Here is a 26,741-nt window from a genome sequence, read left to right as displayed (position 1 = left end):
CCGCCGGTCACGTCGTCGCCGGCGTGGCGAGGTGGAGGGTCTCCGTCAGGTAGCGGCGCAGGTGCTCGGGCGCGACGGTGTCGTCGACGAGCCCGAGGTAGCCGTCGGGCCGGACGAGGGCGATCCCCTCGGAGCCGAACCCGTAGTGCCGTCGCAGGAGCCCGTCGGACTCGGCGAGCTCCACGAGGGTGCCGAGGTCGCCCAGGCCGTGGCGCAGCTCGTCGACCCGGGCCGGGTCGTCGCACCGGACCAGGGCGAGGAACCCGGGGGCGGTCGCGAGGTCCTCGACGGCGACCGTCGTGCCGTCGGACCGGGTCAGCCCGAACGGGTCGGGAGCGTGGTCGCCGGCCTGTGCCGCGCCGTGGTGGTGCGGGGCGTGCTGGACCGAGAGGACGCTGTCGCGATAGGAGACGGTGACCTCGGTGGTCTTGGCAGCGACGGCGTCCGCGACCCGCCGGACGTGGCCCACGAGGTACAGCGCGAGATTCCGCACGGCGGCCTCCGCGCCGGTCGCGGTGCCGACGGCGGTGAGCACGGTGGTGGTCCGGACGACGTCCGCGCCCACGGGGTGGCGTTCGTCGTGGTAGGTGTCGAGCAGGCGCGCGTCCGCCCCGCCCCGGGCGACCGTCGCCAGCTTCCAGGCGAGGTTCGCGGCGTCCTGGATGCCGGTGTTCATGCCCTGCGCGCCCGCGGGGCTGTGGATGTGGGCGGCGTCGCCGGCCAGGAACACGCGACCGTGCCGGTAGCGGGGGACCTGGGCGTGGTGGACCTCGAAGTAGGTCAGCCAGAGCGGGTCCCGCATCCGCACCCGCCCACCCATCCGCACGTCGGCCAGGGCCTGCACCTCCGCCAGCGTCGGCGCCTCGACCCCCGCGGGCGGCGGGTCGACGAGGAAGATGGTGCGGGCGCGACGGCCGGCCAGGGGGAAGAGCATCGCGATGCCCTCGTCGTGGGTGAACATCCGGATCGTGTCGGGCGAGAGGTCGGTGTCGACCTCGACGTCCGCCATCGCGAAGTGCTGGCCGTGGAAGCCGCCCTCGAGCTGCGTCCCGACCAGCTGCCGGGTGGTGCTGTGGCCGCCGTCCGCGCCCACCACCCAGCCGACGCGCCGACGCTGCTCCCCGCCCGCCGCGCGCAGGGTGACCTCGACGCCGTCGTCGCCCTGCGCCAGGGCCGTGAGCTCGACGCCCCGCTCCACGACGACGCCGAGCTCCGCGGCACGCTCGGCCAGCACGGCCTCCGTGTCGGGCTGGGCGATGTCGAGCATGCAGGGGTGACGGCTCGGCACCTGGTCGAAGTCCATCCGGGCGCGGGTGCGACCGGAGGTGCCGTCGAGCATCTCGAGCCCCCCGATCCGGCGCCCGCGGGCCTCCAGCCGCGGCAGCACGCCCAGCGACACGAGCATCTCGAGGCTGCGGGGGTGCACCCCGACCGCGCGGGACTCGGTCGTCGGTTCCCCGAGCCGGTCGACCACGCGCACCGCGACGCCGAGCCGGGCCAGCTGGCAGGCCGTCGTCAGGCCCACGGGCCCGGCGCCGACCACCAGGACGTCGTCCGTCATCGGGCCTCGCTCCCGGTCGGGGCACGACCCAGCCGGTGGGTCGTGAGGATCAGCAGTGTGAACGCGACGATCGCCAGCACGACGTAGACGATCAGCCCGCCGACCGAGTCCCAGACGGTGTGCAGCACGACGGCGACGACGTAGGTGCCGAGGAACCACCACAGGCCGTGCCCGAGCCGGGTCCACCGCCAGAGCGCCGCCGCGGTCAGCCCGGTCCAGGCCATGTGCGCGGCCGGGCTGAGCAGCCCGCGGAGCAGCAGCTCGCCGTCGACGGCGGCGATGTTCCCGCGGGTCTGGACCAGCACGGTCAGCGCGTAGCCCATCGTCTCCAGCGCGGCGAAGCCCGCACCCGAGGCGACGCCGAGCACCAGGCCGTTCGCCGGGCCGTGCCGGAAGCGGGCGACGGCCAGCATGGCGGCCGGGATGATCAGCTTCGCCGCCTCCTCGATGAGCGCCACGGCCAGCATCGGCAGCCCGCCGAGGCGTTGCATCGCGTCGTACTCGAGGGTCCCGGCGACGACGGTACCGATGACGCCGCCGAGCAGGGCCGCGACCACGATCGGGCCGGAGCCGAGGTCGGTCGGGAGGCGGCGGCTCGCGACGAAGGTGAGGAAGGCGGCCGGCACGACGGCGGCGCCGAGCAGGATCAGCGAGGGCAGGAAGTTCGGGTTCTGGGTCGCGACGAGGGTCCGTCGGACCAGCTCGAACAGCACGATCCCGACGACGAGGACGACGATCCACGTCCAGCGCGCGACGCGCGGCGGCGCCTCCGAATCCCTCCGGCCGGTCCTCGTGCTCTCCACCTGGCTCACGCCGCACCTCCTCGCCCGGACCCGCCGTCGGGAACGGTCTCGTCGAGCCAGTCGAAGATGCGCTCGCCGCGCAGGGCCGGCGCGAGGGGCTCGCAGTGCCGGTCGGCGCCCTCGACCGCGGTGAAGGACATCCGGGTGACCGGGCAGGTCAGCGCCTCGGCGAGCCGGGCGGACTGCCCGGGCCAGAACTGCTCGTGCTCGGGGTCGGTGATCAGCACCGGACAGCGGATCGCCGCCATCTCCTCGGGGGTGAGCCGGTACGCGCGGGCGGCGGTGAAGAACTCGTAGGGCGAGGTGACCCCGTAGGGCCGCATCCGCCAGGCGAGCATCGTCGCCAGGCCGCCGCGCGAGAACCGCAGCCCCCAGGACATCTCCTTGTCGAACTTCACCTGGTCGCCGGCGTCGAGGACCTTGCGCAGGAAGCCGGGGAGGTTCGACGTCATGGCCGTGGAGACGTCCATGACGCCGGGGTCGACGACGGCGGCGGCGACGCGGTGCTCGTGGGCGATCGCCCGCGGCACCCAGAAGCCGCCCTGGCTCAGGCCCAGCACCGCGACGCGGTCCGGGTCGACGTCCGGGCGGGCGCTGACATGGTCGATCAGCGGGGTGAGGACGACCTCCCAGTCCGGGCGGAAGGGGATCCCCTGGCGGACGAGGGCGGCGTTCTGTCCCGGCCCGTCGACGGTGACGACCGTCCAGCCGCGCCGGAGCGCGTCGACGGCACAGTCGGTCCAGGCGCTGACCACGGACCCGTCACTGCCGTTGACGAAGATCAGCGTGCGTCGCGGTCCGCTGCCCGGGGTGCCGAACACGTACCCGGGCAGGGTGGTGTCCTCGTAGGGGACGGTGATCGGCTCGATCGTGGTCTCGCCGATCCGCGTGGTCAGCTCCGCGAACCGGTCCCAGGCGTCGCGGTGGTGCTCCCAGACGCCCGTGAACGCCTCGGTCGTGTCGGCGGAGTCGGTCGCCCGCGCGTAGTAGTTCGAGGCCCGCAGCCACCGGGCGGCGGCGGAGCGGAGGTGGCCGGCGGTCTCGGCGGTGCGGGCCTCGTCGGCGACGCGGTCGGCGGTGGCGGTCCACTCGGCGACCCACGCCTCGGGCTTGCCGTCGGGGATGCGGGCGATGGTCGCCAGCACCTCGCCGACGTCGGCGGCCCCGTGGAGGACGGCGCCGAGGGTGCACTCGACCCCGTACTGGAACCCGTCGTCGGAGAAGAACGTGTGCCTGGCGTTCGTGCTCATGCTCGTGCTCCCTGGTGCCCGGTCGAGCCGTGGGGTTTCTCGTTGCGCATGACCGTCCACGCGACCATGGCGGAGTCGAGGTAGGCGCGGACCTCGACGATCCGCGCCCCCGGCTCGTCGGAGTCGAAGCGGCAGACCCAGCAGAAGGTGTTGTCGTAGGGCGCCCCGTCGAGCGTGGTGGACAGGCCGCGCAGCTCGGCGATCACCGTCACCCCGTCGACGAACAGGTGCTCCAGCGCGAGGTGGACCTCGTCGCGCATCAGGGGGCCGAGCCGTCCGAAGTCTGTGCCACGAACGTCGTCCTGTCGGTCCACCGCCCCGCGAGGGGGTGGGTGCCCTGCACGGTCCAGTCGACGTCGTCGGCGACCCGGCGGAAGAAGGCGGGGATCGTCTCCGGATGCGCGAGGTTCTCGAACAGGCGGGTGCGGTCCTCGCGGAGCACGGTGGTCATGGCGCCTCCGGGTGCTGTCCGAGGACGCCGTCGAGCCAGCGGAAGAGGCGCTCGTGGAACACGGCGCGTCCCGTCATCTCGCAGTGGCCGGTGACGTCGTCGTCGTGCCCGAACTCCGCGTACTCGACGGGGCAGGTCAATGCGGCGGCGAGCTTCGGGGCGTCCGCGCTGATGTCGTCGCCGAGGGTGTGGGCGACGAAGGTCGGGCAGCGCACCAGGTGCTCGCGGCCCTTCATCGTGTAGTCCCGGGCGAGCTCGATGAAGGCCATCGGGTCGGCGACGTCGTGCACCCACAGGTTGCGGCGCAGCGCCCAGCCCGCGGAGGGCTTGCGCATCGTCGACTCCATCGCCTTCTCCAACACCCCCAGCGCGAGCCGGTTGCCGTCGGGGAGCTGGTGGGCGAGGACCCCGGGGATGCGGGAGACGGTGGCGTCGTAGAGGTCGTACGGGCCGGAGTCCGCGACGCAGGCCGCGAGCCGGTGCTCGCCGGTGGCCGCACGTGCCGCGGTGTAGCCGCCGAAGCTCCAGCCGACGAGCACCAGCCGGTCGGCGTCCACCTCCGGCCGGGCCACGGCGACGTCGACGACGGGCGTGACGACGTTCTCCCAGTCCGGGCGGAAGGGGATGCCCTGGTCGAGGATCACCGAGCCCTGTCCCGGCCCGTCGAAGGCCAGGACGTGGTAGCCGCGCTCCAGGGCGGCGGCCGCGTTGGCGAAGTACAGCTCCTCGACGGTGCCGTCGTATCCGTTGGTGAGCATCATGGTCGCCCGCGGTGTCCGGTCGTCCGGGTCGCCGGCGCGGAAGAAGTACCCGGGCAACGTCGTGCCCTCGTAGGGGATCGCGAGGATCTCCGGAGGGGAGTCGAACAGGGCCGCGCCCGCGCGAAACGCGGCGGTCTGCCGGTGGGAGGTGTCCCGGAACCGTTCGTCGACCGGCTTGCCCATGAGGAACAGGCCGGCGGTCCGGAAGTAGTTCGAGGCGCGGAGGTACGCGCCGCGGGCGCCGACCCGGTCGCCGGCCGTGGTGGCGGCGTGCGCGGCCGCCTCGGCGCGCTCCGCCGTGGCCAGCCACTCGCGGTACCAGAGCTCGCCGTCGGTCTTCGTGATCCGCCGCGCGGTCCCGAGGCACTCGCCGAGCTCCGCGCCGCCGGACCGCACGTAGGCGAGCGCCCGGACGAACTGGGCGTCGAAGAGGTCGTCGTCGAGGACGATGTTTGACACAGCGTCAGCATCGACGTCTCGACGATCCCTCATCATCGGCCGACCAGGTGACGTACCGGGCGCGGATGACCGGTGTTCACTGCACCCGGTGTAAGAGGCTGGTTCCTCAGCTGGACGGCGGGACGGGCGGGAAGTCGACGGCGCTGTAGATCAGCGGGAGTTCTCCGGACCGCGGACCGGGTGGCGGCTGCGTGAGCACGGTCTCCGGTGTCACGGTGCCGACGTAGGTCAGCGAGTCGATCACCCACGGGAGGTTGGTGGCGGTGAGCGGCTGCGGCGAGTCCATCAGCCCGAAGTGCAGGTGGGACTCACTGGTGTTGCCGGAGTTCCCGGTGCGCGCGATCTCCTGCCCGCGTCGGACCCGGTCGCCGACGCGGACCTCCGGCGACCCCGTCCTCAGGTGGGCGTAGAAGGCGTACACCCCGTTGCCGAGGTCCAGCACGACGCGGTTCCCGCCCAGGTCGTTCACGGGGAGGGTCAGGAACTGGTGCGGCGGCGCCTCGGGGAGGTCCCCGACGACGGCGACCACGGTCGCGTCCCCGACGGCGAGCACCGGCTGGTCGAACGTGAGGTAGTCCTCGTTGCGCGTGGGATCGCCGCGGAAGGTGGCCTGGGTGCCCGCGGTCAGGTCGACGATCGGCCGCGCGGTCAGGTCGAAGCGCGACCAGTCCACGGCGTAGCGCTCCCCGCCGTTGATGCGGCCGTCGAGCGGCACCATCGCGCCCCGGTGCGGCGACAGTTCGCAGCACGCGTTCACCGCCACCCAGTCCGGTCCGCTCAACGGAGGTCCGATCACGGTGGGAGGCCGGCCGTCCGCGCGGACCGGCTGCCGGGTGACCTGCTCACTCGTCGTCGGGAAGTTCCCGGCGAACGTCGCCTGCCCGGGCGGGAGAGGTCCGTAGGTCGCCCGGACCCGGTGCACCGTCGCGACGGGTACCGCCTCCGGCGTGTCGTACACGTCCTCCAGGATCAGCAGGATCGTGCGTCCACCGGGGACCTCCGCGACCGGGACCGGCGGGAGCGTGTAGTCCCCGACGAGCAGTGACCGGGCGGTCACCTCCGGGCCGGCCACGCTCCCGACCACCCGGCCCCCGGGGCCGTCGGCGAGCGAGTCGACGGAGGTCAGGGTCGCGGCCCGGGGCCCGGCGTTGAGCACCTGGAGCTCGTAGACCAGGTGGTAGCGGCCGTCCGTCCCGCGCACGGGTGCCGGCGGCTGGTCGAGCGGCGTGATCACCAGGGGCTCGAAGACGGCCGGGTCCTGCGGGGCGGGCCCCGTCGGGGGCGGGGGAGCCGGGGCCGCCGTGCTGCATCCGGCGAGCACCACGGCCGTCACGAGGACGGCGGCGGCGAGGCGGGCACGGCGCATGCCGGCTCCTCGGGGACGAGGGGGAGGGACCGGTCCGACGCTAGGCACCCCGACGACGACGCGGCATGGGTCCAGGTCCCGTCCGCGACCCGACTCCTGTCCATGACGCCCTCGTGGACGGTCGGGTCGCGCGCTGAACCCGGGTCACCACCCGGAGGGCGCCTCCAGCACCAGCCGCGTGCCTCGCCCGTCCGGGCTGTCGAGCACGACCGTCCCGCCCAGCGCGCCGGCGCGGTCGGCGATGCCCCGCAGCCCGGCGCCCCGGCCGACCGCGGCACCACCGATCCCGTCGTCGGCGACCGTCACCCGCAGCCGGCCGCCCACGCGGGCGAGGTCCACGTCGACCTTGGTGGCCCGTGCGTGCTTCACCGCGTTCGTGACCGCCTCGACGACGAGGTGGTAGACGGTGCTCTCCACCGCCGGCGGCAGATCCTGGTCCACGCCCGGCCCGGTCACGAGGAGCACCGGCAGCGGGCTGCGACGGGCGAGGTCCTCCACCGCGGCGACGAGACCGCGCTCGAGCAGCAGGGCCGGCATCACCCCCTGGACCAGCTCCCGCAGCTCGGTGACGGCGTCCTCGATGCCCCGACGCACCGCCGCGAGCGACCCCTCCTCGGCGATCGCGGCGTCGGAGGCGGTGATCGCGAGCAGCACGAGGCGGCTCTGCAGCCGGTCGTGCAGGTCCCGCGCGAGCCGACGGCGTTCGCTGTCGCCGGAGCTCAGCAGGCGGGCGCGGGAGGCGCGCAGCTCGTCACGGCTGGCGAGCAGCTCGGCGGTGAGCCGCTCCCGGTCGGCCGCGAGCGCCACGATGCGCCCGGCGGCCCGGACGGGCCCGGGGTCGGGCAGCAGCGCGCGGTCGTGGATCACGACGGCGACCTCGCGGTCCGCGAGCACGACCGGCATCGCGACCCGGTCGGCGCCGGGGGTGGGGAGCGCGACCGCCGTGCCCGACTCGTCGACCCACTCCCCGGTCGGCCCCTCGGGGTGCTCGACCCGGAAGGCGAGAGCCAGCGAGGGGTCGCCGAGGGCACGGGCCAGGGCCCCGCGCAGGTCGCCCCCGCGGCCCGGGCGGGCGAGCCACGCGGCGAGCTCCTCGAGCTCCCCGGTCCGCGCGAACCCGCCGCCGAGCATCGCCGCCGTGAACGCCACCGGCACGCCGGCCTGCACGAGCAGCTGGACGAGCGGCACGACGATCGGGTCGACCCCGGCGTAGCGGGTCAGGGCACTGAGCACGGCCACACCGAGGATCGCGGCGGCCCCGTAGGCGTACACGGGGGCCAGCGCGTGGCGGCGGGCCCGGTCGGCGGCCACCAGGCGGCGCACCAGCACGACGGCCACGACCGCCACGAGGAGGGCCGCGGCGACCGACTGCACCACCGACGCGGCCGCCGCGACGTCCGGCCGGTTCGCGACGAACAACGGGTCGTAGGGAGGCCGCGCCGGCGTCGCCGCGTACCGCACGGGTTGCGGCACCACGGCGACGACGTAGGCCAGCGCGACCAGGATCCGGGGGCCGTGTGCCACGAGACGGGGCGGAGCCGCCGCGCCGGAGGTCGGAGAGCGGCCGGCGAGGCGTCCGGACGGGAACGCGAGGAGCGCGTGCACCACGACCGCGACCGGGACCCACGCGACGATCTGCCCGGCGGCGATCAACGCCGGCACGAGCGTGTTCACGAGGCCCGCGACGAGCCAGGCGAGGCCGCCGGCGACGAGCAGGGCCCCGATGCGGTTGCTGGGTCGCCGCTCCCACGCCACCGCGCCGACCGCGACGTAGATCAGCCCCGTGAGCGGGAGCAGCACGAGCAGCCCGTAGGGCGCCTCGGGGCTCCCGACCAGCAGGACCATCTCGATCGCGACGACGAGCACGGCCGCGCCGAGCAGGGCGAGGAGCGCGAGGCGCAGCGTGCGGTGTGCGCCGGTGCGCGTCCTCCCGTCGATCACGGGGGAACCGTGGCACGACGGCGCATCCGGGTCGAGCGCCGGGAGTCGCGCACCTCCTCGCCTACGGCGCCTCCTCCGGCGAGGGGGCGGCGTCCGTGGCGGCCACGGTGAACAACGCCGGCTCGGTGCGGGACGGCATGAACCCGTTCCCGCCCCGGTGGTCGGCGGCGAGGCCGAAGGTCCCGGTCCCGATGCGGTCGACGGGGATCGTGAACGTGGCCCGGCCGTCGACGACGTCCGCCGACCCGATCCCGGCCACGTTCCCCGGCCAGGTCATGAGGAACTGCACGCGCCCGGAGGCTGCCGACGGCAGGGTGGCCGTCGCGCGGAGCTCGTCGCCGGGCTGCAGCGTCGTCGACTCGAGCTCGATGGTCTGGGCGAACACCGTCACCGGCGTGGCGGCCGACTCGCCGGGGAGGTAGCGGGCGTCGCCGCGGTGGACGACGCGGAGTTGGTGCTCGCCCTCCGACAGCGGGACCGCCAGCCACCCGCGGCCGGCGTGCAGCTCGACGGTGCCCACGACGCGGTCGCCCTCCAACACGTCGACGGGTCCTTCGGCGTAGGGCAGCGTCACCGTGAGCTCGGCGTCCGTGCCCGGGGTGACGTGGGTGAAGGGCGTGGTCACGGTGGGCCGCGCCGTCGGCTTCGGCACCGAGATGCCGCCCGAGGACGTCCGCATCGCGGGGTACGTCGCGTCGCCGGAGTACGTGGCGAGGATGGCCTGGTTGGACCCGGCCTCGATCGCGCCGGGCGGGATGCGGACGGTGGCGCGGCCGTCCACGACGGGCGCCTCGCCGAGCTTCACGTGGTCGGCCCAGGACCGCTCCCAGTAGATCTCCGCGGTGCCCGACGCGTCGGAGGGCATCGCGACGGTGACGGTGCGGGCCTCGTCGCCGTTCGCCGGGGTGTCGCCCTTGTAGAGCGTCAGACCCGGGCCGGTCGACCGGTACTCCACCTTGGTGTCGCGGGGGTGCAGCGAGCCGACGGGCAGGCGCATCTGGGGCTTCCACTCCGACCACTGGTCGGTGTCCACGCGCCAGAACCACTCGGTCGCGGCGTGACCGTCGATCGGGAACGTCGAGATGCCGCGCGCCTCGGTCCACGGAGCGAGGGAACTGCAGGCGGCGCGGACCCGGTAGCCCTCGGTCGGGTACCGGTACTCCTCGACGAACTCCGAGGTGCACGACGAGACGGGCGGGTGTCCGGGGGCGGTCGAGCCGCGCTCCGGGATCTCGGGGATGCCGGCCTCGGCCGGCGCGGCGAGTCCGACGAGTCCGGTGACGACGGCGGCGAGGACGAGTCCGGCGCGGCGCCGCCGCCGGGGACGTGGGGGAGGGGTGACGTCGACGCTCGTGTCGGCGGTCAAGGGAGGTCTCCTCTCGGGGCACCGCGCGGTGCGGTGCGTCCCGGGAAGCGTCCGGCGCCGGGGCCTCCGGTCCTGTCCCCCGACGGGCCCGCGCTCCGGGGGAACGCTCCGTCCTCCCGTCGGAGGACACCGGAGTCTGCCGTCACCCGTCCGGACGATGGATCTGCTCGGAACCGGGAGGAACGGTACGAAGCGTGACCGACACCGTCGCCGCGCCCGAGGTCCACCCGTCCGTCGAGCAGATCGTCACCGCCCTCGAGGCCGCGGGCGACCGGATCGTCCTGGTCCACCCCGACGGCCGGACCACCGGGGCCGAGCTCCTGGCGGCGATCCACCGCTACGCGCGGGCGCTGGACGCGCTGGGCATCGGCTCCGGCGACCTGGTGGCGCAGTACGCCCCGAACCGGCCCGAGGCGCTGGCCGTGCGCTACGCGACGCACCTGATCGACGCGGCCGCGGTGTACCTGTCGGCGCCGCCCGGGGCCGACCGCCGGGCCCGCCAGCTCGAGCAGATCGACCCGCGGCTGGTGGTGGTGTTCCCACAGACCGCGCACTGGCTGCCGGAGACGACGGCCCCGGTCGCGTCGGTCGGCCCGGTCGACGGCGTCGAGGCGCGCCTCGACGAGCTGGCCGCCGGGGCGTCCGCCGAGCCGTTCGCGTCGCGCTCACGGCTCGGCGACCTGGGGACGGTGCTGTCCTCCGGCGGGACGACGGGCATCCCCAAGGCCAGCGTCCGCGACGTCGCCGCGTGGGCCGCGGCCGTGGCCACCCCGCACCGTCCGGAGCGCCGCCAGCTCGCATCCGGGGCCGAGGCGTACCTGACACAGATCCTCGTCGCGCAGACGATCATCGGCGGCGGGACGGTCGTGCTCCGCGACGACTCCGAGCCTGCCGCGTTGCTCGAGCAGATCGAGGCCGAGCGGATCACCGACCTGTTCCTCGTCGAGTCGCAGCTGGTCGAGCTGATCGACCACCCCGACGTCGAGCGGCGCGACCTCTCGAGCCTGCGGACCCTCACGCACATCGGTGCCTCGGCCCCGCCCGCGCTGCGCCGCCGGGCCCACGAGCGGCTCGGACCGGTCCTGCAGCACACCTACGGCGCCAGCGAGATGGGCATCGTGAGCGCGCTGCGGCCGGACGAGTACGACCCGACCGAGGACGAGCGGGCCACGAGTGCCGGCCGCATCCTCCCCGGGGTCGACGTCCGCTTCCGCGCCGCGGACGGGACCCTCGACCCGACGTCCGGAAGCATCGAGGTCCGCTCGCCGGCGATGGCGCACGGCTACCGCAACCGACCGCAGGAGCAGGCCGAGCACTTCGTCGCCGGTTGGTACCGCACCGGCGACCTCGGCCGCCTCGGCGCGGACGGCCACCTGCACATCCTCGGCCGGGCGGTCGACTGCGCCGTGGTCGACGGCCGGCTGGTGACCCCCACCGCGATCGAGGAGACCCTGATGGGGCTGCCGACGGTCCGCTACGCCGTGGTCGTGTCCGACCTCCCGCACGACCGGCGGGTCGCAGCGGTGCTGCCGTGGGCCGGCTCCGAGGTGGACGCCCGGGCCTGCCGCGACGCGGTGGCGGCCGCGCACGGCGAGGCGGTGGCGGCCACGCTCGTCGTCCCGATGGAGGAGCTCCCGCTCACCGAGCAGGGAAAGCCGGACCGCGCCGCGATCCTGGCGCGGGCGTCTCAGCGCTGACCGTAGCCACGGAGCCGTTCGACGACGTCCGCGACCTGGTCGGCGTCGAGCAGCCGCGGGGTCCCGACGGCGGACGCCCGCAGCCAGACGTCGCAGAGCCACTCCAGGTGGGCGGCGCCGTCGTAGGCCGCGCGCAGCGAGGAGCCGAGCACGATCGTCCCGTGGTGGCGCATGACCGCGGCCGTGCGGTCGGCCAGGGCGGCCGAGGTGTTCTCGGCCAGCTCGTCGGTGCCGTAGGGCGCGTACTCGGCCACCGACACCCCACCGCCGAAGATCGCGGTCTGGTAGTGCACCAGCGGCACGTCGTCGCGCACCAGCGACAGCGCCACCGCAGCGGCCGAGTGCGTGTGGACCACGGCGGACGCCCCGTGGCGGGCGTAGCAGAGCAGGTGCAGCGGCAGCTCGCTCGTCGGCCGCAGGGTCCCGACGACGGGTGCGCCGGCCAGGTCGACCACGCAGACGTCGTCGGCGGTCATCGTGTCGTAGGCGACCCCGGACGCGGTGACCGCGACCAGGTCGCCGACCCGCACGCTGAGGTTGCCCGCCGTCCCGGCCACGAGCCGGTCGGCGACCAGCCGCCGGGCGTGCTCGGCGACCGAGGACCGGGCGGCGGCGAGGGCGGGATCGTCGAGGCCGGTCACGGCAGCGTCGTACCAGAGAGCGCGAAGTCCTGTGCCTGCCGCGCCCAGAACTCCCGCGCCGTGTCGACGTGGGCCCGGTAGCGCCGGTACCCGGGCTCGTAGCAGTCGTCGGCGTGCGCGCTCGGCTCGACGGTGCGCGACGGCGCCGCCCAGTCGGCGGGGTCCACGTCCTCGCCGAGCGCCCGCAGGGCGGTGACGGCGGCGCCGCGGGTGCCCAGGCCGGGGTCGTCCGGGACCACCAGCGGCACGTTCAGCACGTCCGCGAAGATCTGCGCCCACGGGCCGGAGCGTGACCCGCCACCGCACGCCACCAGTCGCCCCTGCACGTGCGACGCCTCGGCCGCCCGCTCGAAGCAGTTCCGGGCCGTGTAGGCGATCCCCTCGCACACCGCCCGGACCACCTGGCCGCGCGTGGTGGAGAGCGTGACGCCCTCGACCTGGCCGCGCGCCCGGGTGTCGACGAACGGCGCCCGCTCGCCGGAGGCGGACAGGAACGGCAGCGCCGAGACCCCGCCCGCGCCGGGCATCGTGCCGTCGAGCAGCTCGGAGAGCGCGTCGATCCCGACACCGAGGAAGTCGAGCAGCCAGTCCAGTCCGGCGGTCCCGACCATCGCCGGCATCGCCCGCAGCCACCGGTCCGGCTCCGGCGTGCACAGCCACATCCCGGCCGGCTCGCTCGCGGCGCCGATGTCGACCGTGTCGGTGAAGACCTCGCAGGCCAACGTCGTGCCGATGATCAGCAGCCCGTCGCCGGGTCGCGACAGACCGGCACCCACCGCGCACGCGGGCAGGTCGAACGGTCCGCCGGTGACGGGAGTGCCGACGGGGAGGCCGGTGATCTCCGCGCCGCGCCGGTCGAGGGCGAGGACCGTCCCGGCCGGCGCCGGATCGGCGAGCAGGTGCCGGTACTCCTCGATCCCACAGGCCGCGATCGCCGCGTCGTCGTAGCGGCGGGTCGCGACGTCGAGGAAGGGCAGGGACGCGTCGGAGGCGTCGACCGTGATCTCCCCGGTCAGCCGCTGGATCAGGGCGTCCACGCAGTAGCCGGCGACGGCCGCACCGCCGAGTGCCTCCGGCTCGTGACGGGCGAGGTGGTGGATCAGCGGCGCGTGGCAGCCGGGGAAGAGCCCGGAGCCGGTGCGCCGGTAGACCTCGTGCACCGTGCCGTCGTCCTGCCAGCGCCGGACGACGTCGCCGGCCCGGTCGTCGAGCCAGGAGATCGGCGGGCGGGTGGCGTGCCCGTCGGCGTCGCGCAGCCACAGGCCGTCGCCCTGCCCGGTGATCGCGAGGACCCGGACCGGCCGGTCCCCGACCTCGTCGGAGACCCGCCGGATCACGTCGGCCGCGCTCGCGAGGACGTCCTCGAGGTCCTGCTCGACCCGCCCGTCGTCGTACTGCTCGAGCCGCGACGCGCGCTCGGCGGAGGCGAGCTTCGACCCGTCGTCGTCGTAGGCGTCCGCCTTGGTCATCGACGTGCCGACGTCGACCCCGATGATCATCGCGTGCTCCCGACCGTGTTGGCCGGGTGCGCGAGTGCCTCGCCACGCAGGAACCGGGCGGCCTCACCGGCGGCGATCGCGGCCGCCCGGTGGGCGGTCTGCCGGGTCGCGCCGGCGAGATGCGGGGTCGCGACGACGTTCGGCGCGCGGTGCAGCGGCCAGTCCGGCGGCGGCGGCTCGACGTCGTAGACGTCGAGCGCGAGCCCGCCGAGCCGTCCCGACTCCAGTGCCGCGGGCAGCGCCCCGTAGTCCAGCAGCCCGCCGCGGGCGGTGTTGACCAGCACGGCCCCGTGGGGGAGCAGGTCCAGCTCGCGGGTACCGATCAGCCCCCGCGTCTCGTCGGTGAGCCGCGCGTGCAGCGACACCACACTCGCGCGGCGCAGCAGGTCGTCGAGGTCGGTCAGCTCGATGCCGTCCTCCGCCGGGGCGTACGGGTCCGAGACCAGCACGGTCGCGCCGAAGGCCCGCAGCACCCGCGCGACGATCCGCCCGATGGCGCCGTAGCCGACGAGCCCGACGGTCGCGCCGTCGAGCTCCAGCCCGGCCTCGTCGTAGGCGTAGAAGTCGCCGCGCCAGCGCCCGTCCCGCAGCTCGCCGTCGGCCAGCGGGATATGGCGCAGGGCCGCGAGCATCATCCCGACCGCGAACTCCGCGGCCGCGGCCGCGTTGCGCCCCGGCGCCTGCGCGACCGCGACCCCCGCGGCGTCGGCGGCCGCGAGGTCGACGTTGACCGGGCCGCCCCGGCACACCGCGACCATCTCGAGCTCGGGTCGGGCCTCGAAGACCCGGGCGGTGAAGGGCGCCATCTGGGTCAGACAGACCCGGACGCCGTCGAGCGCGGCGATCAGGTCGTCCTCGGTACCGGAGGCCTCGTCGACGACGCTGTCACCGGTGCCGACGGGACCGAACGGCTCGGTCGGCCACCCGGCGGTCAGGGTCCGCCCGTCGAACTCGGCGGCGCCCTCGGTGCGCAGGGCGTCCAGGAACAGGTCCGGGGCGACGAAGTGGTCGCCCGCGGCGAGCACACGCAACATCGGGTGGCTCCTCTCGCTCAGCTGTCCTGCTCGAACGCGGTGATGTGGGCGACCTTCTCGGCGCTCGCCGAGGTGGGGTCGAACTCGTAGCCGAGCCACTCGTCGACGATCTTCTTCGCCAGTTCCGGGCCGATGACCCGGCCACCCAGGCAGAGCACCTGGCAGTCGTTGGAGCGGATCGAGCGCTCGGCGGAGTAGCTGTCGTGGGCGACCGTCGCGCGGATCCCCTCGACCTTGTTCGCGGAGATCGCCATGCCGATGCCGGTGCCGCACACCAGCACGGCCCGGTCGGCCTCGCCGTGCGCGACCGCCTGGGCCGCAGCCAGGCCGAGGAGCGGGTAGGCGCGGTCGTCGGAGTCGTCCGGGACGCCGAAGTCGGTCACCTCGGCGACGCGGTCGTCCTCGCGCATCATCCGGGCGAGGGTGTCCTTCAGCGCGACGCCCGCGTTGTCCGCGGCGACGGCGATGCGGATGCGACCGGTCACTTCTCCTCCTCCAGGGCGGCTGCGACCGCCACGGCCATGAGCGCGAACGACGTGGCGCCGGGATCGGGGCTGCCACGACCGCGGTCGCCGAGCCGGGCGGCCCGGCCGACGGCCGGCGTCAGGTCGGCGGTGTCCTCCGCAGCGCGCCGTGCCGTGTCGGCGGCGGCCCGCCAGGCGCGGGTGACCGGCTCGTCGGTGTGCTCGCGCAGCGTCGTGGTGAACGCGTCGAGCGCGTCGACCATGGTCTTGTCGCCGGGCCGGGCGCCGCCGAGCTCGGTGACGGCGCGCTGGGCGCTGTCCAGGGCGTCGGCCAGGGCCGCGGTCGTCACGGGACCCTCCCCGTGCGGGGTGAGGCGGCCGCCGGTCTCGGTGAGCAGGAGCCCGAACAGCGCGCCGGACGCCCCGCCCGCGGCGTCGGCGAGGGCGGTGCCGGCGGCGAGGAGAGCGGTCCCGACCGCACTCACGCCGTCGCCGTCCGACCCGGACGTGCGGGCGGCGGCGACCGCGGCGCGCATCCCGCGCACGATGCCCTGCCCGTGGTCGCCGTCGGCAGCCACCGCGTCGAGGCGTCCCAGCTCGTCCTCGTGCTCGGTGACGGCGCCGAGGGCCGCGGTCAGCACCCGGGCTGCGATTCCTCCCTGCGCGGGATCGGTGTCGTCCAGTTCGGGCAGCGACGACACGGTGGCGTCCTGGTCCCGGAGTCGGTCGCCCGCCGCGGCGAGCGTGCCGCCGGCCGGGAGCCGGAAGCCGGGGGTCTCGCACGGGGCGTCGTAGAGCGCGGCGAGCTCGTCGTCCAGCGGCATCAGGGTCAGGGAGAGCCCGGCCATGTCCATGCTCGTCACGAACTCGCCGACCTCCGGGCGGTGGGGCGTGAGGCCGGCCTGCCGCAGCCGCTCGTCGACCCGTCCGTAGGTGATGAACAGGTCCTCGTAGGTCGTGGAGCCCAGGCCGTTGAGCAGCACCGCGACCCGGCCGTCGCCGGTGTCCGGCAGCTGGGGGAGGAGCTGGTCGACGAGGGCGTCGGCGAGCTCGTGGGCGTCCATCGCCTCGGTCGTCCGCATGCCCGGCTCGCCGTGGATACCGAGGCCGAGCTCGATCGAGCCCGGCGCGACCGTGAACAGCGGCTCGTCCGCCCCCGGCAGCGTGCACCCGTCGAACGCGGCGCCGAAGGTGCGGGTGGCCGCGTTCGCGCGCTCGCCGGCGGCCATCACGGCGTCCAGGTCGTCGCCCCGCTCGGCGGCGGCCCCGAGCGCCTTGAACACGAAGAAGTCCCCCGCGACCCCACGGCGGTCGGAGGCCCGGTCGGCCGGAGCGCTCGCGACGTCGTCGGTGACGATCATCTGGCGCGCGTCGATGCCGTCGGCGGCCAGGCGTCGGCCCGCGAGGCCGAAGTGCATGACGTCGCCGGCGTAGTTGCCGTAGGAGAAGACGACGCCGGCCCCGCCGTCGACGGCCCGGGCGGTCCGGTAGGCCTGCTCCGCGGACGGGCTGGTGAAGACGTCGCCGACGACGGCCGCGTCGGCCAGTCCCGGCCCGACGAGGCCCGCGAAGGCGGGGTAGTGCCCGCACCCGCCACCGATGATCACGGCGACCTTGCCGCGGCGTGGCGCGACGTTCGAGAGCACCCCGAACGCCCCCGGTGCCGGGCGGACGGTGCGGGAGTAGGCGGCGCAGAGCCCGGCCATCCAGCGCTGCTTGAAGGTGGTCGGCTCGGAGAGGGTCGTGCTGCTCATCGGACCGCCTCCACCGCGAGCAGGTCCACGATCTCGGCGTGCGCGGACGCCACGCCGTCCGCGCTGCGGGCGGCGAGGGCCAGGGCGTCCGGCTTCGGGGGGTAGGTCGGGTTCGGGATCGCGACGACGGTCATCCCCGCGGCCGCGGCGGCCCGGATGCCGTTGCTCGAGTCCTCCACCCCCACGCACCGCGCCGGGTCGACGTCGAGGCGGCGGGCCGCCTCCAGGTAGACGTCCGGTCCGGGCTTGCCGCGCTCGACCTCGGCCGAGGAGACGGTCGCGCCGAACGACGACGTCAGGCCGTTCGCCTCCAGCACGGCGTCGATCAGACGCCGCGGGGCCGAGGTCGCGAGCGCCACCGGGACCCGTCCGGCGACGTCGCGGACCATGTCCACCGCGCCGGCGTAGGGCTCCATCCGGCCCTGGGCGAGCGCGTCGACCATGTCGTCGACGACCGCGCGCTCACAGGTCGCCGCGTCGTCGTGGCCCCCGGCCCGCTCGGCCAGGTAGGACGACCACTCCGGGGCGCTCATGCCCTGGACGTGTCCGGTGTCCTCCGCGGTCCAGGTGACCTCGTACCGGGCCGCGTAGCGCGTCCACATCTCCTCCCAGAGGTGCTCGCTCTCGATGAGCACCCCGTCGAGGTCGAACACCACGGCGGTGGGCGGGCGGTTCGTCATCGTCGATCTCCTCCCAGCGACGATGCGAAGTTAACATTCAAAATGTGATCAAGGAAGGCGTTCGCGTGATCCGGGTCATGCCGTCCGGGCGCGGGTGCTCGGTCGCGGTGCGGTGATCGGCGATGCTGGTCGGCGTGAGCACCGAAACGACCTCGACGAAGGGCGGCCACGCGCGCAGCACCCGCCAGCAGCGGATCGTCGACCACGTCCTCGCGGCCGGCTCCGCGAGCGCGACCGAGCTCGTCGAGCTGACCGGCGTGAGCCTCATGACCGTCCACCGCGACGTCGACGAGCTCGTGCGCCGGGGACTCGTGCGGAAGTACCGGGGCGGGGTGTCGGCGCAACCGACCTCGGTGTTCGAGTCGCACTCGGAGTACCGCCGCACGGTGCGCCTCGCGGAGAAGAACGCGATCGCGGACGCGGCCGTGGCGCTCGTCGAGCCCGGGTCGTCGATCGTCCTCGACGACTCGTCGACGGCGTTGACGCTGGTCGACCGCCTGCCCGAGGTCGGGCCGCTGACCGTCGTGACCAACTACCTCCCGGCACTGGAGACGCTCAAGACCATGCCGGAGGTCCGGTTGATCGCCCTCGGCGGCGACTACTCGCGCACCCACGACTCCTTCGGCGGCATCGGCTGCCTCGAGGCGATCGCGGCCATGTCGGTCGACGCGGCCTTCGTCTCGACGTCGTCGATGACCGGCTCGATGACCTTCCACCAGGAGCAGGAGATCGTGGCGGTGAAACGGGCGATGCTCGACATCGCGACCCGCCGGGTCCTGCTGATGGACTCCAGCAAGGCGCCGCGGCGTGCGTTGCACCAGCTGCGTCCGCTGTCGGCCTTCGACGACCTCGTCGTCGACGACGGCGTGCCCGCGGACCTCCTCGAGGAGATGCGCGAGCACACCCGGGTGACGGTGGCATCCGGCAAGAACTGACGCACTGCCCTTGTGAAATTAACAGAGACGCTGATACATGTGATGCGCCGCACTGTCGAGGAAGGGCGCAGACATGACCACGTCGACCGCGGACGGCCCGCTGACGGGCATCGAACGCTGGGGCATCCCGTACCCGCTGCGCTGGGGGTTCGTCGGGGTCCTGATCTTCATGATCGGCGACGGCGTGGAGACCAGCTTCCTGTCCGCCTACCTCGCCGATCCGGCGGGCGGGGCGCTCGACGGCGCCCAGGCCTCGTTCGCCACCGTGACGCTGTACGGCGTCGCCGCGCTGGTCGCGTCGTGGTTCTCCGGGACCCTCTCGGCGATCTGGGGCCCACGCCGCGTGATGTGGCTGGGCGCGGCGATCTGGATCGTCCTGGAGATCCTGTTCCTGTTCGTGGCGATCCCGGCCCAGGACGCGACGCTGATCATCACCACCTACGCGGTCCGCGGCCTGGCCTACCCGCTGTTCGCCTTCGCGTTCCTGGTCTGGATCCAGACGATCGCGAAGCCGCGGATGCGAGGGTCCGCGGCGGGCTGGTTCTGGTTCGCCTTCACCGGGGGCCTGCCGACCTTGGGCGCCGCCCTCGCGGCGATCGCGGTGGGCCCGCTGGGGATCAGCGAGTACGGGACGTTGGTGATCTCGCTCGTCCTCGTCGCGGTGGGCGCCGCGATCGGCTGCTTCGCGGTCACCGAGCCGCAGGGTCTGCGCCCGATCGCGGACGAGACCACCCCGCACCCGACGAGCCTGCGCCGCCTCACCGAGGGCGTGGACATCCTCTGGCGCGACCGGCGGACGATCGCCGGCTTCTTCGTCCGGCTCGTGAACACCGCCCCGCAGTACGGTTTCTTCGCGATGTTCCCCTTCGTGTTCGGCCCCGAGACCCCGGGTGGGGGCTTCCTGACGACGGCGCAGGTCGCCGTCCTCGCGACGGTCGCCTACGCCGCGAACATCGGGGCGAACCTGTTCTTCGGGGTGTTCGGTGACCGCTTCGGGTGGCGCCGCACCGTCACGGTGTTCGGCTGCCTGGGCTGCGCGGTCGCGGTCCCGCTCTGGTACTTCGGCGCGATCGCCTCGCAGAGCTTCCTGCTCACCGCGATCCTGGGCGCGGTGTACGGCATCGTCCTCGCGGGCTTCGTCCCGCTCTCGGCGCTGATGCCGTCCATGGTCGAGCTCAAGGACAAGGGCGCCGCGCTCGCGGTCCTCAACACCGGGGCGGGCGGGGCGGCGCTCCTCGGTCCGCTCACCGTCACCGCCCTGTTCCCGCTGTTCGGGGGCGGCGGCGTGGTGATCGCCTACTGCGTGATGTACCTGCTGGTCGCCGTGCTCTCGCTGGTGATCCACTCCGAGATCGACCCGGCCGTCGCGCGGCAGCGCGAGCACGAGGCCGCGGTCGCGGCCCGGGACGTCCCCGCGTGAGCGGAGCGGTCTGGATCGGGGTCGACCTCGGGACCCAGAGCGTCCGGGCCGCGGCCGTCGACGACGACGGTCCGCGCCCGGGCGTCGCCTCGCGGCCCCTGCGCAGCACTCGGTGGCGCGCCGAGGACGGTTCCGCCCGCCACGAGCAGGACCCGGCCGCCTGGTGCGCCGCGGTCGACGAGGTCGTCGGCGAACTCGTGGCCGGCCTCCCGGACCCGGCGGCCGTCGGCGGTGTCGCGGTCGACGGGACGTCCGGGACGGTCGTGGCGGTCGACGGCGCGGGGCGTCCGTGCGCGCCCGGGATCATGTACGACGACGCCCGCGGCCAGGGGCACGTCGAGCGGGTCCGCGAGGTCGGCGCCGAGGTCTGGGCCCGCCTCGGGTACCGGGTCGGGGGCTCGTGGGCCCTCCCGACGCTGCTCGCCCTCGGCCCCGCCCCGGGCCACCGCCACCAGACCGACGTCGTCACCGCGCACCTGGTGGGGGCGCCGACCGCGTCGGACGCCTCGACCTCGCTGAAGACCGGCTACGACGCGCTCGAGGGCCGCTGGCCGGTCGAGGTGCTGGCCGAGCTCGGCCTGGACCCGGCGACGCTGCCCGCGGTGGTCCCGCCGGGCACGGTGCTCGGCGGGATCGGGGCGGGGGCCGCCGAGCGGACCGGGCTCGCCGCCGGGGTCCCGGTCGTCGCCGGGATGACCGACGGGTGCGCGGCCCAGGTGGCCGCCGGGGCCGTCGCCCCGGGGCAGTGGAACGTCGTGCTCGGGACGACGCTGGTGCTCAAGGGGGTGGCCGACCACCTGGTCCGCGACCCGGGCGGCACCGTGTACTGCCACCGCGGGCCGCAGGGCGGCTGGTGGTGGCCCGGCGGTGCGTCGAACACCGGTGCGGCCGTCCTCGCCGACCTGGTCGATCCGTCGCGGTTCGAGGCCCTCACGGCCTCGTTGGACCGGGACCCGGTGCGGCCGCCGGTGGTGCTGCCGCTGCCGGGGCGCGGGGAACGGTTTCCCATCGAGGCACCCTCGGCCGAGGGCTTCTGGTTCCACGACGACGGCGCTGTACGCCCGCTCGGCGACCTCCTCGCGGCCGTGGGGGAGGAGGCGGCGTTCGCCGGGGTGGCCGAGGGGATCGCGTTCCTGGAGCGCCTGGCGTTCGAGCGGGTCGCGGCGCTCGGCGCGGACGTCTCGGGCGCACGGTCGATCACCGGCGGGGCCGCGGCGAACCGGTGGTGGAACCAGCGCCGCGCGGACGTCCTCGGGGTGCCGCTCCGCCGGCCCGAGCACGCCGAACCCGCCGTCGGGATGGCGGTCCTGGCGCGCGCCGCGACGACGGCGGACGGGGACGAGCCGGACCTCGTGGCGGCGGCCGGCGCCGTGCGGGATGCCGCGGGCGGACGGACCTACGAGCCGCGACCGGACGCGGCGCTCGACGACCGCTACGGGCGGTTCCGCGCCGCGCTGGTGGATCGGGGATGGGTGGACCGGTGACGGAGCTGGTGTTCGTGCGACACGGCGAGACCGAGTGGCACGCGGAGAACCGCTACGCCGGGCGCACCGACGTGGCCCTGACCGCCCGCGGGGTCGAGCAGGCGGGGGCGCTCGCGACCTGGGCGGCGGGGGCCGGCCCGGACCTCGTGCTGAGCTCGCCGCTCTCCCGGGCCCGGCGCACCGCCGAGCCGGCGGCCGCGGCGGCGGGGTGTCCGCTGGTCGTGGAGGCCGGTCTGGTCGAGGTCGACTTCGGTGCCGGCGACGGCCTGACCCGCGACGAGATGGCCGACCGGTTCCCCGACGCCCTCGCCGCCTTCCTCGCCGCGCCGTCCTCGCACCCGTTCCCCGGCGGGGAGCGCGGCGACGTCGCGGTGACACGGGCCCGCCGGGTGCTCGACGGGGTCGTCGCGCAGCGGCCGGACGCCCGGGTCCTCGTCGTCGCCCACCAGACGCTGCTGCGCCTGCTCCTCTGCGACTACCTCGGCCTGCCGCTCGACCACTACCGCGCCGTGTTCCCGCGGCTGGACCCGGCAGCGCGGACGGTGATCGTCCCGGCGGTGGACGGACCGGCCGCGCTGCGGGCCCTCAACGTGCCCGCGGGGTGACGTTCTGGTTCAGGCGCAGGACGTTGTCCGGGTCCCAGCTCGCCTTCAGGGCGGCGAGTCGGTCGTGGTTGACCCCGTAGGCCGCGCGGACGCGATCGGGGCCCTCGACCCCGAGGTTGTTGACGTAGACCGCATCGGCCAGATGCGGGGAGAGCGCGTCGTAGGCCCGGCGGCCGAAGGCGATGTTCCGCTCGTCGTCGGCCGGGTCGTCCCACTGCCCGAGGACGAGCAGGTCGTACTGGGGCCTGCGGTGCGGGAACGCGGTCGCGTCCACGGGGACGCGGGCGGCCGCGCCCCGCAGCCCCTGGAGCCCGATCCCGGTCGTGGAGGACGGGATCCGCGGGACCAGGTCGAGCAGGACCGCGACGGCGTCGTCCGTGAGGTGCGGGAGGTAGCCGGACTTCCAGTGGTGCCGGCGGCCGAGGGGGTAGCCGGCGTCCGGCGCCCGCTGCCACGTCACGAAGGGGACCGGGGCGACGGTGTCCGCGACGGGGCCCGCGAAGCACCGCAGCGGCGCGAGGACCCGCCGGCCCGTCTCGGCGTCGCCCGACCAGCACAGCACGATCGTGACCTGCGGTCCGGCGACCGGGTCGCGGCCGAGCGAGACGATCGTCGCCAGCTCGTCCGGGCCGTCGGCGACCAGCTCGTCGTGGAACCGCAGCACGTCCGCGGCCGCCGACCACGGCCAGGTCACGGCGCCGGCGAGCACCGTGTCCACGGGGTGCAGCCGGTAGGTGAACGCGGTGACCACCCCGAGGTTCCCGCCCCCGCCGCGCAGGCCCCACAGCAGGTCCGGGTCGTGGTCGCCGTCCACGCGGCGCAGGTCGCCGTCGACCGTGACCACCTCGGCGGCGAGCAGGTTGTCGCAGGCCAGCCCGAACCGCCCGCCCAGCCACCCGAGCCCGCCGCCGAGGGTGAGCCCGCCGAGGCCGGTGCCGGACATGACCCCGGTCGGTGCGGCCAGGCCCTCTGGTGCGGTCGCTCGGTCGAGGTCGGCGAGCAGGCAGCCCGCACCGGCGACCGCGGTGCGCCGGCCGGGGTCGACGTGGACCGAACGCATCGGGGAGAGGTCGAGCATGACCCCGCCGTCGCAGACCGCGGTGCCGGCGACGTTGTGTCCTCCGCCGCGGACCGAGAGCGCCAGATCCCGTTCGCGGGCGAGGGCGATGCCGCGGGCGACGTCGGCGGCGTCGTGACAGCGGACGATCGCGGCGGGTCGTCGGTCGATCATGGCGTTGAAGACCGTCCGGGCGGTGTCGTAGCCGACGTCGTCGGGGCGGAGCAGGTCGAGGCTCGTCATGCCCGCCGAGGCTCGGGGTCCCGGCTAAGCCACGGCTAACCGCCGGTGAGTTCCTCCAGGTCCTGCAGGGCGGCGTTGACCCCGCTGCGGTGACCGATGCGCCGGTGGATCGCGAGGGCGAGCTCGAAGGATTCCCGCGCCCGGTCCACGTCGCCGATGGCGCGTGCGATACGCCCGTGGAGCATCGCCGCCGACGCCTCCCCTTCGCGGTAGCCGACGAGGCGGTAGTGGGCCAGGGCGGTGCCCGCGAGTCGGTCGGCCCGGGCACGGTCGCCCCACCGCAGTTCGATCGAGGCGAGCACGTCGGCGGCGAGGCCCCGGGCGAGGTCCTCGCCGACGTCGTCCGCATGGCCGGCGGCGCGCAGCGCGAGCACGCGGGCCGCGTCGGGCTGTCCGCGATCGCGGTGCAGCCGGGCGAGCTGCGCCTCCTCCATCGCGGCGCGCCAGACGTCCCCACCGGCGAGGGAGGCGGCCACGGCGTCCTCGTAGCGATGCTGGGCGCGGTCGAACCGGCCGCGGGCCCAGTCCGCGGTCGCGCGCAGGGCCTGGGCGTCGCCCTCCCAGCCCGGCTGGCCACGCTCGCGGGCGACCCGGTACTGCTCGGCCGCGACCCGCTCGGTGTCGTCGAACTCGCCGCGCCCGAGGTGGAGCAGCGCGCATCCCGACAGCAGGGCCGGCCGGTCCGGATGGTCCGGACCGACCGCGCCCAGCGCCGCCGTCGACCAGCGCAGCCCCTCGTCGCGCGACCCGCGCACGTCCCAGTAGTGCCACAGGACCCCGACCAGCCCGACGAGGACCGCGGTGTCGCCCTCGTGGTCGCAGGCCCAGGTGAGCGCGGCCCGCAGGTTGTCCCGGTCCGCGTGCAACGCGTCCAGGTGCGGGCCGGCCCCGGCGCGCTGCAGGGCCGGCCCGACGGCACGGACGACACCGAGGTAGTGGTGGGCGTGCCGGTGCCGCAGCGCGGCGCGCTCGCCGGCCGGGAGGCCGGTGCGGGCGAACTCGCGCGTCGACTCCAGCAGTCGGTAGCGCCACCGGGAGGCGGAGCGGTCCACGACCTGCACCAGGCTGGTCTCCACGAGCCGTCCGAGCGTCGAAGCGTCGGCGCCCGCGACCGCGCCGACCGCCGCGGCGTCGAAGCTCGCGGGGAAGACGCCGAGCCGGCCGAACAGGCGGTGCTCGTCCTCGTCGAGGAGGTCCCGGCTCCACGCCAGGGTGGCGGCCAGGCCGTCACGTCGCGAGGCCGTCGCGTGCCGGTGCGAGGGGGAGAGCAGGCGGAAGCGGTCGCCCAGGCCGGCGGCCAGGGCGTCGACGGACAACGACGACGTCCGCGCGGCGGCCAGCTCGACGGCGAGCGGCAGGCCGTCGAGGGCGGTGCAGAGGCCGGCGACCTCCGTGGCGTCGAACCGGCTGCCCGAGACGGTCGCGGCACGGTCGAGGAACAGCCGGACCGCGTCCGCGAGGGGCAGTGGGTCGAGCAGGTACACGAGCTCACCCGGGACCCCGAGACGCTCCCGGCTGGTCGCCAGGACCCGGAGGTCGGGGTCGCGCCCGAGGAGCCCGCGGGCGAGGTCGGCGCAGGCATCGAGGACGTGCTCCGCGTTGTCCAACACGACGAGCGTCCGCTCCCCGGCGAGCGCGTCCGCGACGGCGCCCGCGAGGTGCGCCCCGGACAACCGGATGCCGAGCGCGTCGGCCACGGTGTCGTCGAAGCGCTCCGCCCCCGACGCGCGCGTGAGGTCGACGAACACGGCGCGGAGGCCGACGCGGCGGGTCGCCTCGATCGCGAGCCGGGTCTTCCCCGTCCCGCCCGGTCCGGTCACCGTGACCAGCCGGTGGGCCTCCGAGAGCGCGGCGAGCCGGGACAGGTCGTCGACCCGGCCGACGAAGGTGTCGATCGGCGCGGGTGGCCGCTCCGGCCGTCGCCGCGGGCCCCGGGGGACGACGCCGCGGCGGAGGGCGGACTCGAGGTCCTGTAGCCCGCGCCCGGGGTCGACCCCCAGCGTCCCGGCGAGCGCCGCCCGGGCACGGCGCAGGACCTTGAGCGCATCACCCGTACGGCACGACCGGGCGAGCGCCTCCGCGAGCCGTTCCGCGGCGTGCTCACGCGTCGGGTGGGCGGCCACGTGCGGCTCCAGCACGCGCACCGCCCGTTCCGGGTCGTCCCGCCCGAGCTCGGCGTCGGCGAGCAACTCCGTGGCGCGCAGGCGGAGCTCGTCGAGACGCGTCGCCTCGTCGCGGACGTACGGCAGCTCGATGCCGGCGTAGGCGGGGCCGCGCCAGAGAGCGAGCGCCTCGCCGAGCAGGTGCGCCGCCCGTGCGGGCGACGAGGTCACGCACGGGCGGGCCTGCTCCACCAGATGCTCGAACTCGTCCGCGTCGACCACGACGTCCGGGTCGAGGACGTACCTCCCGCCCCGGGACAGCACGAGAGCACCGCCGTCGTGGCCCCGCCCGGGGAAGGCCGCGTCCCGGAGGCGCTGCACCGCGGCGTGGACCATCGTCGGGGCACTCCTCGGCGGATCGGCGCCCCACACCACGTGGACGAGGTCGTCGACCGAGCGGGGGTGCCCCGGCTCCACGAGCAGCGCGGCGAGGACCTCCGCCGTCCGCGTGCTGCGGAAGGTCACGGTCCGCGACCCGTCGGACAGCGCGACCTCCCCGAGGACCCCGCAGCGAAGCACCACGGCCCCCTCCACCGGTCCCGCACGACCTCCGTCCGATCGAACCAGCCGGGGGCGGTCCGCGACACGGTGCTCGCGGCCCGGAGCAACCCCGGCCCGGTTTCGTGAATCCGGGCGGAACCTGACCAGATGCGCTCCTACCGTCCTCCTCGTTCGCAGCCCCTATGGAGAGGACCCACCATGAACCTCGTCTCCGTCCGCGTGATCACCGACGACGTCGCCCGCCTCGTCGCGTTCTACGAGCGGGTCACGGGCGGGTCGGCGACCTGGTCGACCCCGGACTTCGCGGAGCTGGTGACGACGTCCGGGACCCTCGCGATCGGCAGCACCCGCACGGTCGGGCTGTTCGGGCCCGGCTCGGCGGAGGCCGGCGCGAACCGCTCGGCGATCCTCGAGTTCATCGTCCCCGACGTCGACGCCGAGTTCGCGCGACTCCGCACCTGGATCGGTGAGTTCGTCACGGAGCCGACGACGATGCCGTGGGGCAACCGTGCCCTGCTCTTCCGCGACCCCGACGGCACGCTGGTCAACCTCTTCACGCCGGTCTCCGACGACGCCGTCACGAAGTTCGCGGCGACGCCGCGGTGAC

23 protein-coding genes are annotated in these 26,741 nt (G+C 75.0%); 6 read left to right on the top strand and 17 right to left on the bottom strand.

The features are described 5' to 3' along the window. Positions 1-7: 7 nt before the first annotated feature. The 9 genes from QRT03_RS20330 to QRT03_RS20290 form a co-directional block, all read right to left on the bottom strand. Positions 8-1,561: an FAD-dependent monooxygenase gene (locus QRT03_RS20330; RefSeq protein ID WP_286054848.1), complete on the bottom strand. Its 1,554-nt coding sequence runs from the start codon at positions 1,559-1,561 to the stop codon at positions 8-10. Beyond that, positions 1,558-2,373 (bottom strand): PrsW family intramembrane metalloprotease, encoded by an 816-nt coding sequence (locus QRT03_RS20325; protein ID WP_286054847.1) that lies wholly within the window; start codon positions 2,371-2,373, stop codon positions 1,558-1,560. Before QRT03_RS20325 ends, QRT03_RS20330 begins: the two co-directional genes overlap by 4 nt. Beyond that, positions 2,370-3,614: an alpha/beta hydrolase family protein gene (locus QRT03_RS20320; RefSeq protein WP_286054846.1), complete on the bottom strand. Its 1,245-nt coding sequence runs from the start codon at positions 3,612-3,614 to the stop codon at positions 2,370-2,372. The genes QRT03_RS20325 and QRT03_RS20320 overlap by 4 nt, the downstream gene beginning before the upstream one ends. Then, positions 3,611-3,874, bottom strand: coding sequence for a nuclear transport factor 2 family protein (locus QRT03_RS20315; RefSeq protein WP_286054845.1), 264 nt, complete (start codon positions 3,872-3,874; stop codon positions 3,611-3,613). The genes QRT03_RS20320 and QRT03_RS20315 overlap by 4 nt, the downstream gene beginning before the upstream one ends. Further along, positions 3,874-4,065, bottom strand: a complete 192-nt coding sequence (locus QRT03_RS20310; RefSeq protein ID WP_286054844.1) for a hypothetical protein — start codon at positions 4,063-4,065, stop codon at positions 3,874-3,876. The genes QRT03_RS20315 and QRT03_RS20310 overlap by 1 nt, the downstream gene beginning before the upstream one ends. Further along, complete coding sequence (locus QRT03_RS20305) at positions 4,062-5,285, bottom strand: alpha/beta hydrolase family protein (protein WP_286054843.1); 1,224 nt, start codon at positions 5,283-5,285, stop codon at positions 4,062-4,064. The genes QRT03_RS20310 and QRT03_RS20305 overlap by 4 nt, the downstream gene beginning before the upstream one ends. Positions 5,286-5,391: 106 nt before the next feature. After that, on the bottom strand, positions 5,392-6,651 hold the full coding sequence (locus QRT03_RS20300) for a M23 family metallopeptidase (RefSeq protein ID WP_286054842.1): 1,260 nt from the start codon (positions 6,649-6,651) through the stop codon (positions 5,392-5,394). Positions 6,652-6,795: 144 nt separating this feature from the next. Further along, positions 6,796-8,592 carry a sensor histidine kinase gene (locus QRT03_RS20295; protein WP_286054841.1) on the bottom strand — a complete coding sequence of 599 codons (1,797 nt, stop codon included), beginning with the start codon at positions 8,590-8,592 and terminating at the stop codon, positions 6,796-6,798. Positions 8,593-8,653: 61 nt separating this feature from the next. Beyond that, entirely contained in the window at positions 8,654-9,958 is a 1,305-nt protein-coding gene (locus QRT03_RS20290) for an Ig-like domain-containing protein (protein WP_286054840.1), read from the bottom strand. 194 nt (positions 9,959-10,152) lie between these two features. On the opposite strand from QRT03_RS20290, the gene QRT03_RS20285 reads away from it, so the two are divergent. Next, positions 10,153-11,655 (top strand): class I adenylate-forming enzyme family protein, encoded by a 1,503-nt coding sequence (locus QRT03_RS20285; RefSeq protein WP_286054839.1) that lies wholly within the window; start codon positions 10,153-10,155, stop codon positions 11,653-11,655. On the opposite strand, the gene QRT03_RS20280 is transcribed toward QRT03_RS20285, so the two are convergent. Genes QRT03_RS20280 through QRT03_RS20255 form a run of 6 tightly spaced genes read right to left on the bottom strand, consistent with a single transcriptional unit; the run spans position 11,646 to position 17,727 of the window. Next, the gene (locus QRT03_RS20280) at positions 11,646-12,296 is read right to left on the bottom strand and encodes a class II aldolase/adducin family protein (protein WP_286054838.1); all 651 of its coding nucleotides are present in this window, start codon (positions 12,294-12,296) and stop codon (positions 11,646-11,648) included. The genes QRT03_RS20285 and QRT03_RS20280 overlap by 10 nt on opposite strands. Continuing rightward, positions 12,293-13,795 (bottom strand): FGGY-family carbohydrate kinase, encoded by a 1,503-nt coding sequence (locus QRT03_RS20275; protein ID WP_286054837.1) that lies wholly within the window; start codon positions 13,793-13,795, stop codon positions 12,293-12,295. Before QRT03_RS20275 ends, QRT03_RS20280 begins: the two co-directional genes overlap by 4 nt. Beyond that, a complete protein-coding gene (locus QRT03_RS20270) occupies positions 13,792-14,826 on the bottom strand; it encodes a 2-hydroxyacid dehydrogenase (protein ID WP_286054935.1) in 1,035 nt (344 codons plus the stop codon). The genes QRT03_RS20275 and QRT03_RS20270 overlap by 4 nt, the downstream gene beginning before the upstream one ends. Before the next feature lie 20 nt (positions 14,827-14,846). After that, positions 14,847-15,302: a ribose-5-phosphate isomerase gene (locus QRT03_RS20265; RefSeq protein ID WP_286054934.1), complete on the bottom strand. Its 456-nt coding sequence runs from the start codon at positions 15,300-15,302 to the stop codon at positions 14,847-14,849. 8 nt (positions 15,303-15,310) lie between these two features. Continuing rightward, positions 15,311-17,047 (bottom strand): dihydroxyacetone kinase family protein, encoded by a 1,737-nt coding sequence (locus QRT03_RS20260; RefSeq protein ID WP_286054836.1) that lies wholly within the window; start codon positions 17,045-17,047, stop codon positions 15,311-15,313. Further along, a complete protein-coding gene (locus QRT03_RS20255) occupies positions 17,044-17,727 on the bottom strand; it encodes an HAD family hydrolase (protein WP_286054835.1) in 684 nt (227 codons plus the stop codon). Before QRT03_RS20255 ends, QRT03_RS20260 begins: the two co-directional genes overlap by 4 nt. Before the next feature lie 134 nt (positions 17,728-17,861). On the opposite strand from QRT03_RS20255, the gene QRT03_RS20250 reads away from it, so the two are divergent. From QRT03_RS20250 to QRT03_RS20235, 4 genes are all read left to right on the top strand, one after another. After that, entirely contained in the window at positions 17,862-18,662 is an 801-nt protein-coding gene (locus QRT03_RS20250) for a DeoR/GlpR family DNA-binding transcription regulator (protein ID WP_286054834.1), read from the top strand. A 73-nt stretch (positions 18,663-18,735) separates the two neighbouring features. Beyond that, entirely contained in the window at positions 18,736-20,082 is a 1,347-nt protein-coding gene (locus QRT03_RS20245) for an MFS transporter (protein WP_286054833.1), read from the top strand. Beyond that, entirely contained in the window at positions 20,079-21,566 is a 1,488-nt protein-coding gene (locus QRT03_RS20240; protein WP_286054832.1) for an FGGY-family carbohydrate kinase, read from the top strand. The genes QRT03_RS20245 and QRT03_RS20240 overlap by 4 nt, the downstream gene beginning before the upstream one ends. Further along, complete coding sequence (locus QRT03_RS20235; RefSeq protein ID WP_286054831.1) at positions 21,563-22,171, top strand: histidine phosphatase family protein; 609 nt, start codon at positions 21,563-21,565, stop codon at positions 22,169-22,171. The genes QRT03_RS20240 and QRT03_RS20235 overlap by 4 nt, the downstream gene beginning before the upstream one ends. Here QRT03_RS20235 and QRT03_RS20230 read toward each other — a convergent pair. Both QRT03_RS20230 and QRT03_RS20225 read right to left on the bottom strand, forming a co-directional pair. Continuing rightward, positions 22,152-23,471: an FAD-binding oxidoreductase gene (locus QRT03_RS20230; protein ID WP_286054830.1), complete on the bottom strand. Its 1,320-nt coding sequence runs from the start codon at positions 23,469-23,471 to the stop codon at positions 22,152-22,154. The two genes, QRT03_RS20235 and QRT03_RS20230, sit on opposite strands and share 20 nt — an antisense overlap. Before the next feature lie 35 nt (positions 23,472-23,506). Continuing rightward, complete coding sequence (locus QRT03_RS20225; protein ID WP_286054829.1) at positions 23,507-26,155, bottom strand: ATP-binding protein; 2,649 nt, start codon at positions 26,153-26,155, stop codon at positions 23,507-23,509. Positions 26,156-26,332: 177 nt separating this feature from the next. Between QRT03_RS20225 and QRT03_RS20220 the strand changes: the two genes are divergently transcribed. After that, entirely contained in the window at positions 26,333-26,740 is a 408-nt protein-coding gene (locus tag QRT03_RS20220; RefSeq protein ID WP_286054828.1) for a VOC family protein, read from the top strand. Position 26,741 lies beyond the last annotated feature (1 nt).

Origin of the sequence: Actinomycetospora termitidis, from assembly GCF_030286555.1 — a bacterium.
GTDB lineage: Bacteria > Actinomycetota > Actinomycetes > Mycobacteriales > Pseudonocardiaceae > Actinomycetospora > Actinomycetospora termitidis.
Note: the sequence above shows the minus strand (reverse complement) of the source record. Positions and strands in the feature narration are given on the sequence as shown.

Bases quoted from the DNA above. Each gene is read 5' to 3' on its own strand.
- QRT03_RS20330 (WP_286054848.1), bottom strand. From the start codon at position 1,561: ATGACGGACGACGTCCTGGTGGTCGGCGCCGGGCCCGTGGGCCTGACG.
- QRT03_RS20320 (WP_286054846.1), bottom strand. From the start codon at position 3,614: ATGAGCACGAACGCCAGGCACACGTTCTTCTCCGACGACGGGTTCCAG.
- QRT03_RS20315 (WP_286054845.1), bottom strand. From the start codon at position 3,874: ATGCGCGACGAGGTCCACCTCGCGCTGGAGCACCTGTTCGTCGACGGG.
- QRT03_RS20310 (WP_286054844.1), bottom strand. From the start codon at position 4,065: ATGACCACCGTGCTCCGCGAGGACCGCACCCGCCTGTTCGAGAACCTC.
- QRT03_RS20300 (WP_286054842.1), bottom strand. From the start codon at position 6,651: ATGCGCCGTGCCCGCCTCGCCGCCGCCGTCCTCGTGACGGCCGTGGTG.
- QRT03_RS20275 (WP_286054837.1), bottom strand. From the start codon at position 13,795: ATGATCATCGGGGTCGACGTCGGCACGTCGATGACCAAGGCGGACGCC.
- QRT03_RS20260 (WP_286054836.1), bottom strand. From the start codon at position 17,047: ATGAGCAGCACGACCCTCTCCGAGCCGACCACCTTCAAGCAGCGCTGG.
- QRT03_RS20255 (WP_286054835.1), bottom strand. From the start codon at position 17,727: ATGACGAACCGCCCGCCCACCGCCGTGGTGTTCGACCTCGACGGGGTG.
- QRT03_RS20245 (WP_286054833.1), top strand. From the start codon at position 18,736: ATGACCACGTCGACCGCGGACGGCCCGCTGACGGGCATCGAACGCTGG.
- QRT03_RS20230 (WP_286054830.1), bottom strand. From the start codon at position 23,471: ATGACGAGCCTCGACCTGCTCCGCCCCGACGACGTCGGCTACGACACC.
- QRT03_RS20220 (WP_286054828.1), top strand. From the start codon at position 26,333: ATGAACCTCGTCTCCGTCCGCGTGATCACCGACGACGTCGCCCGCCTC.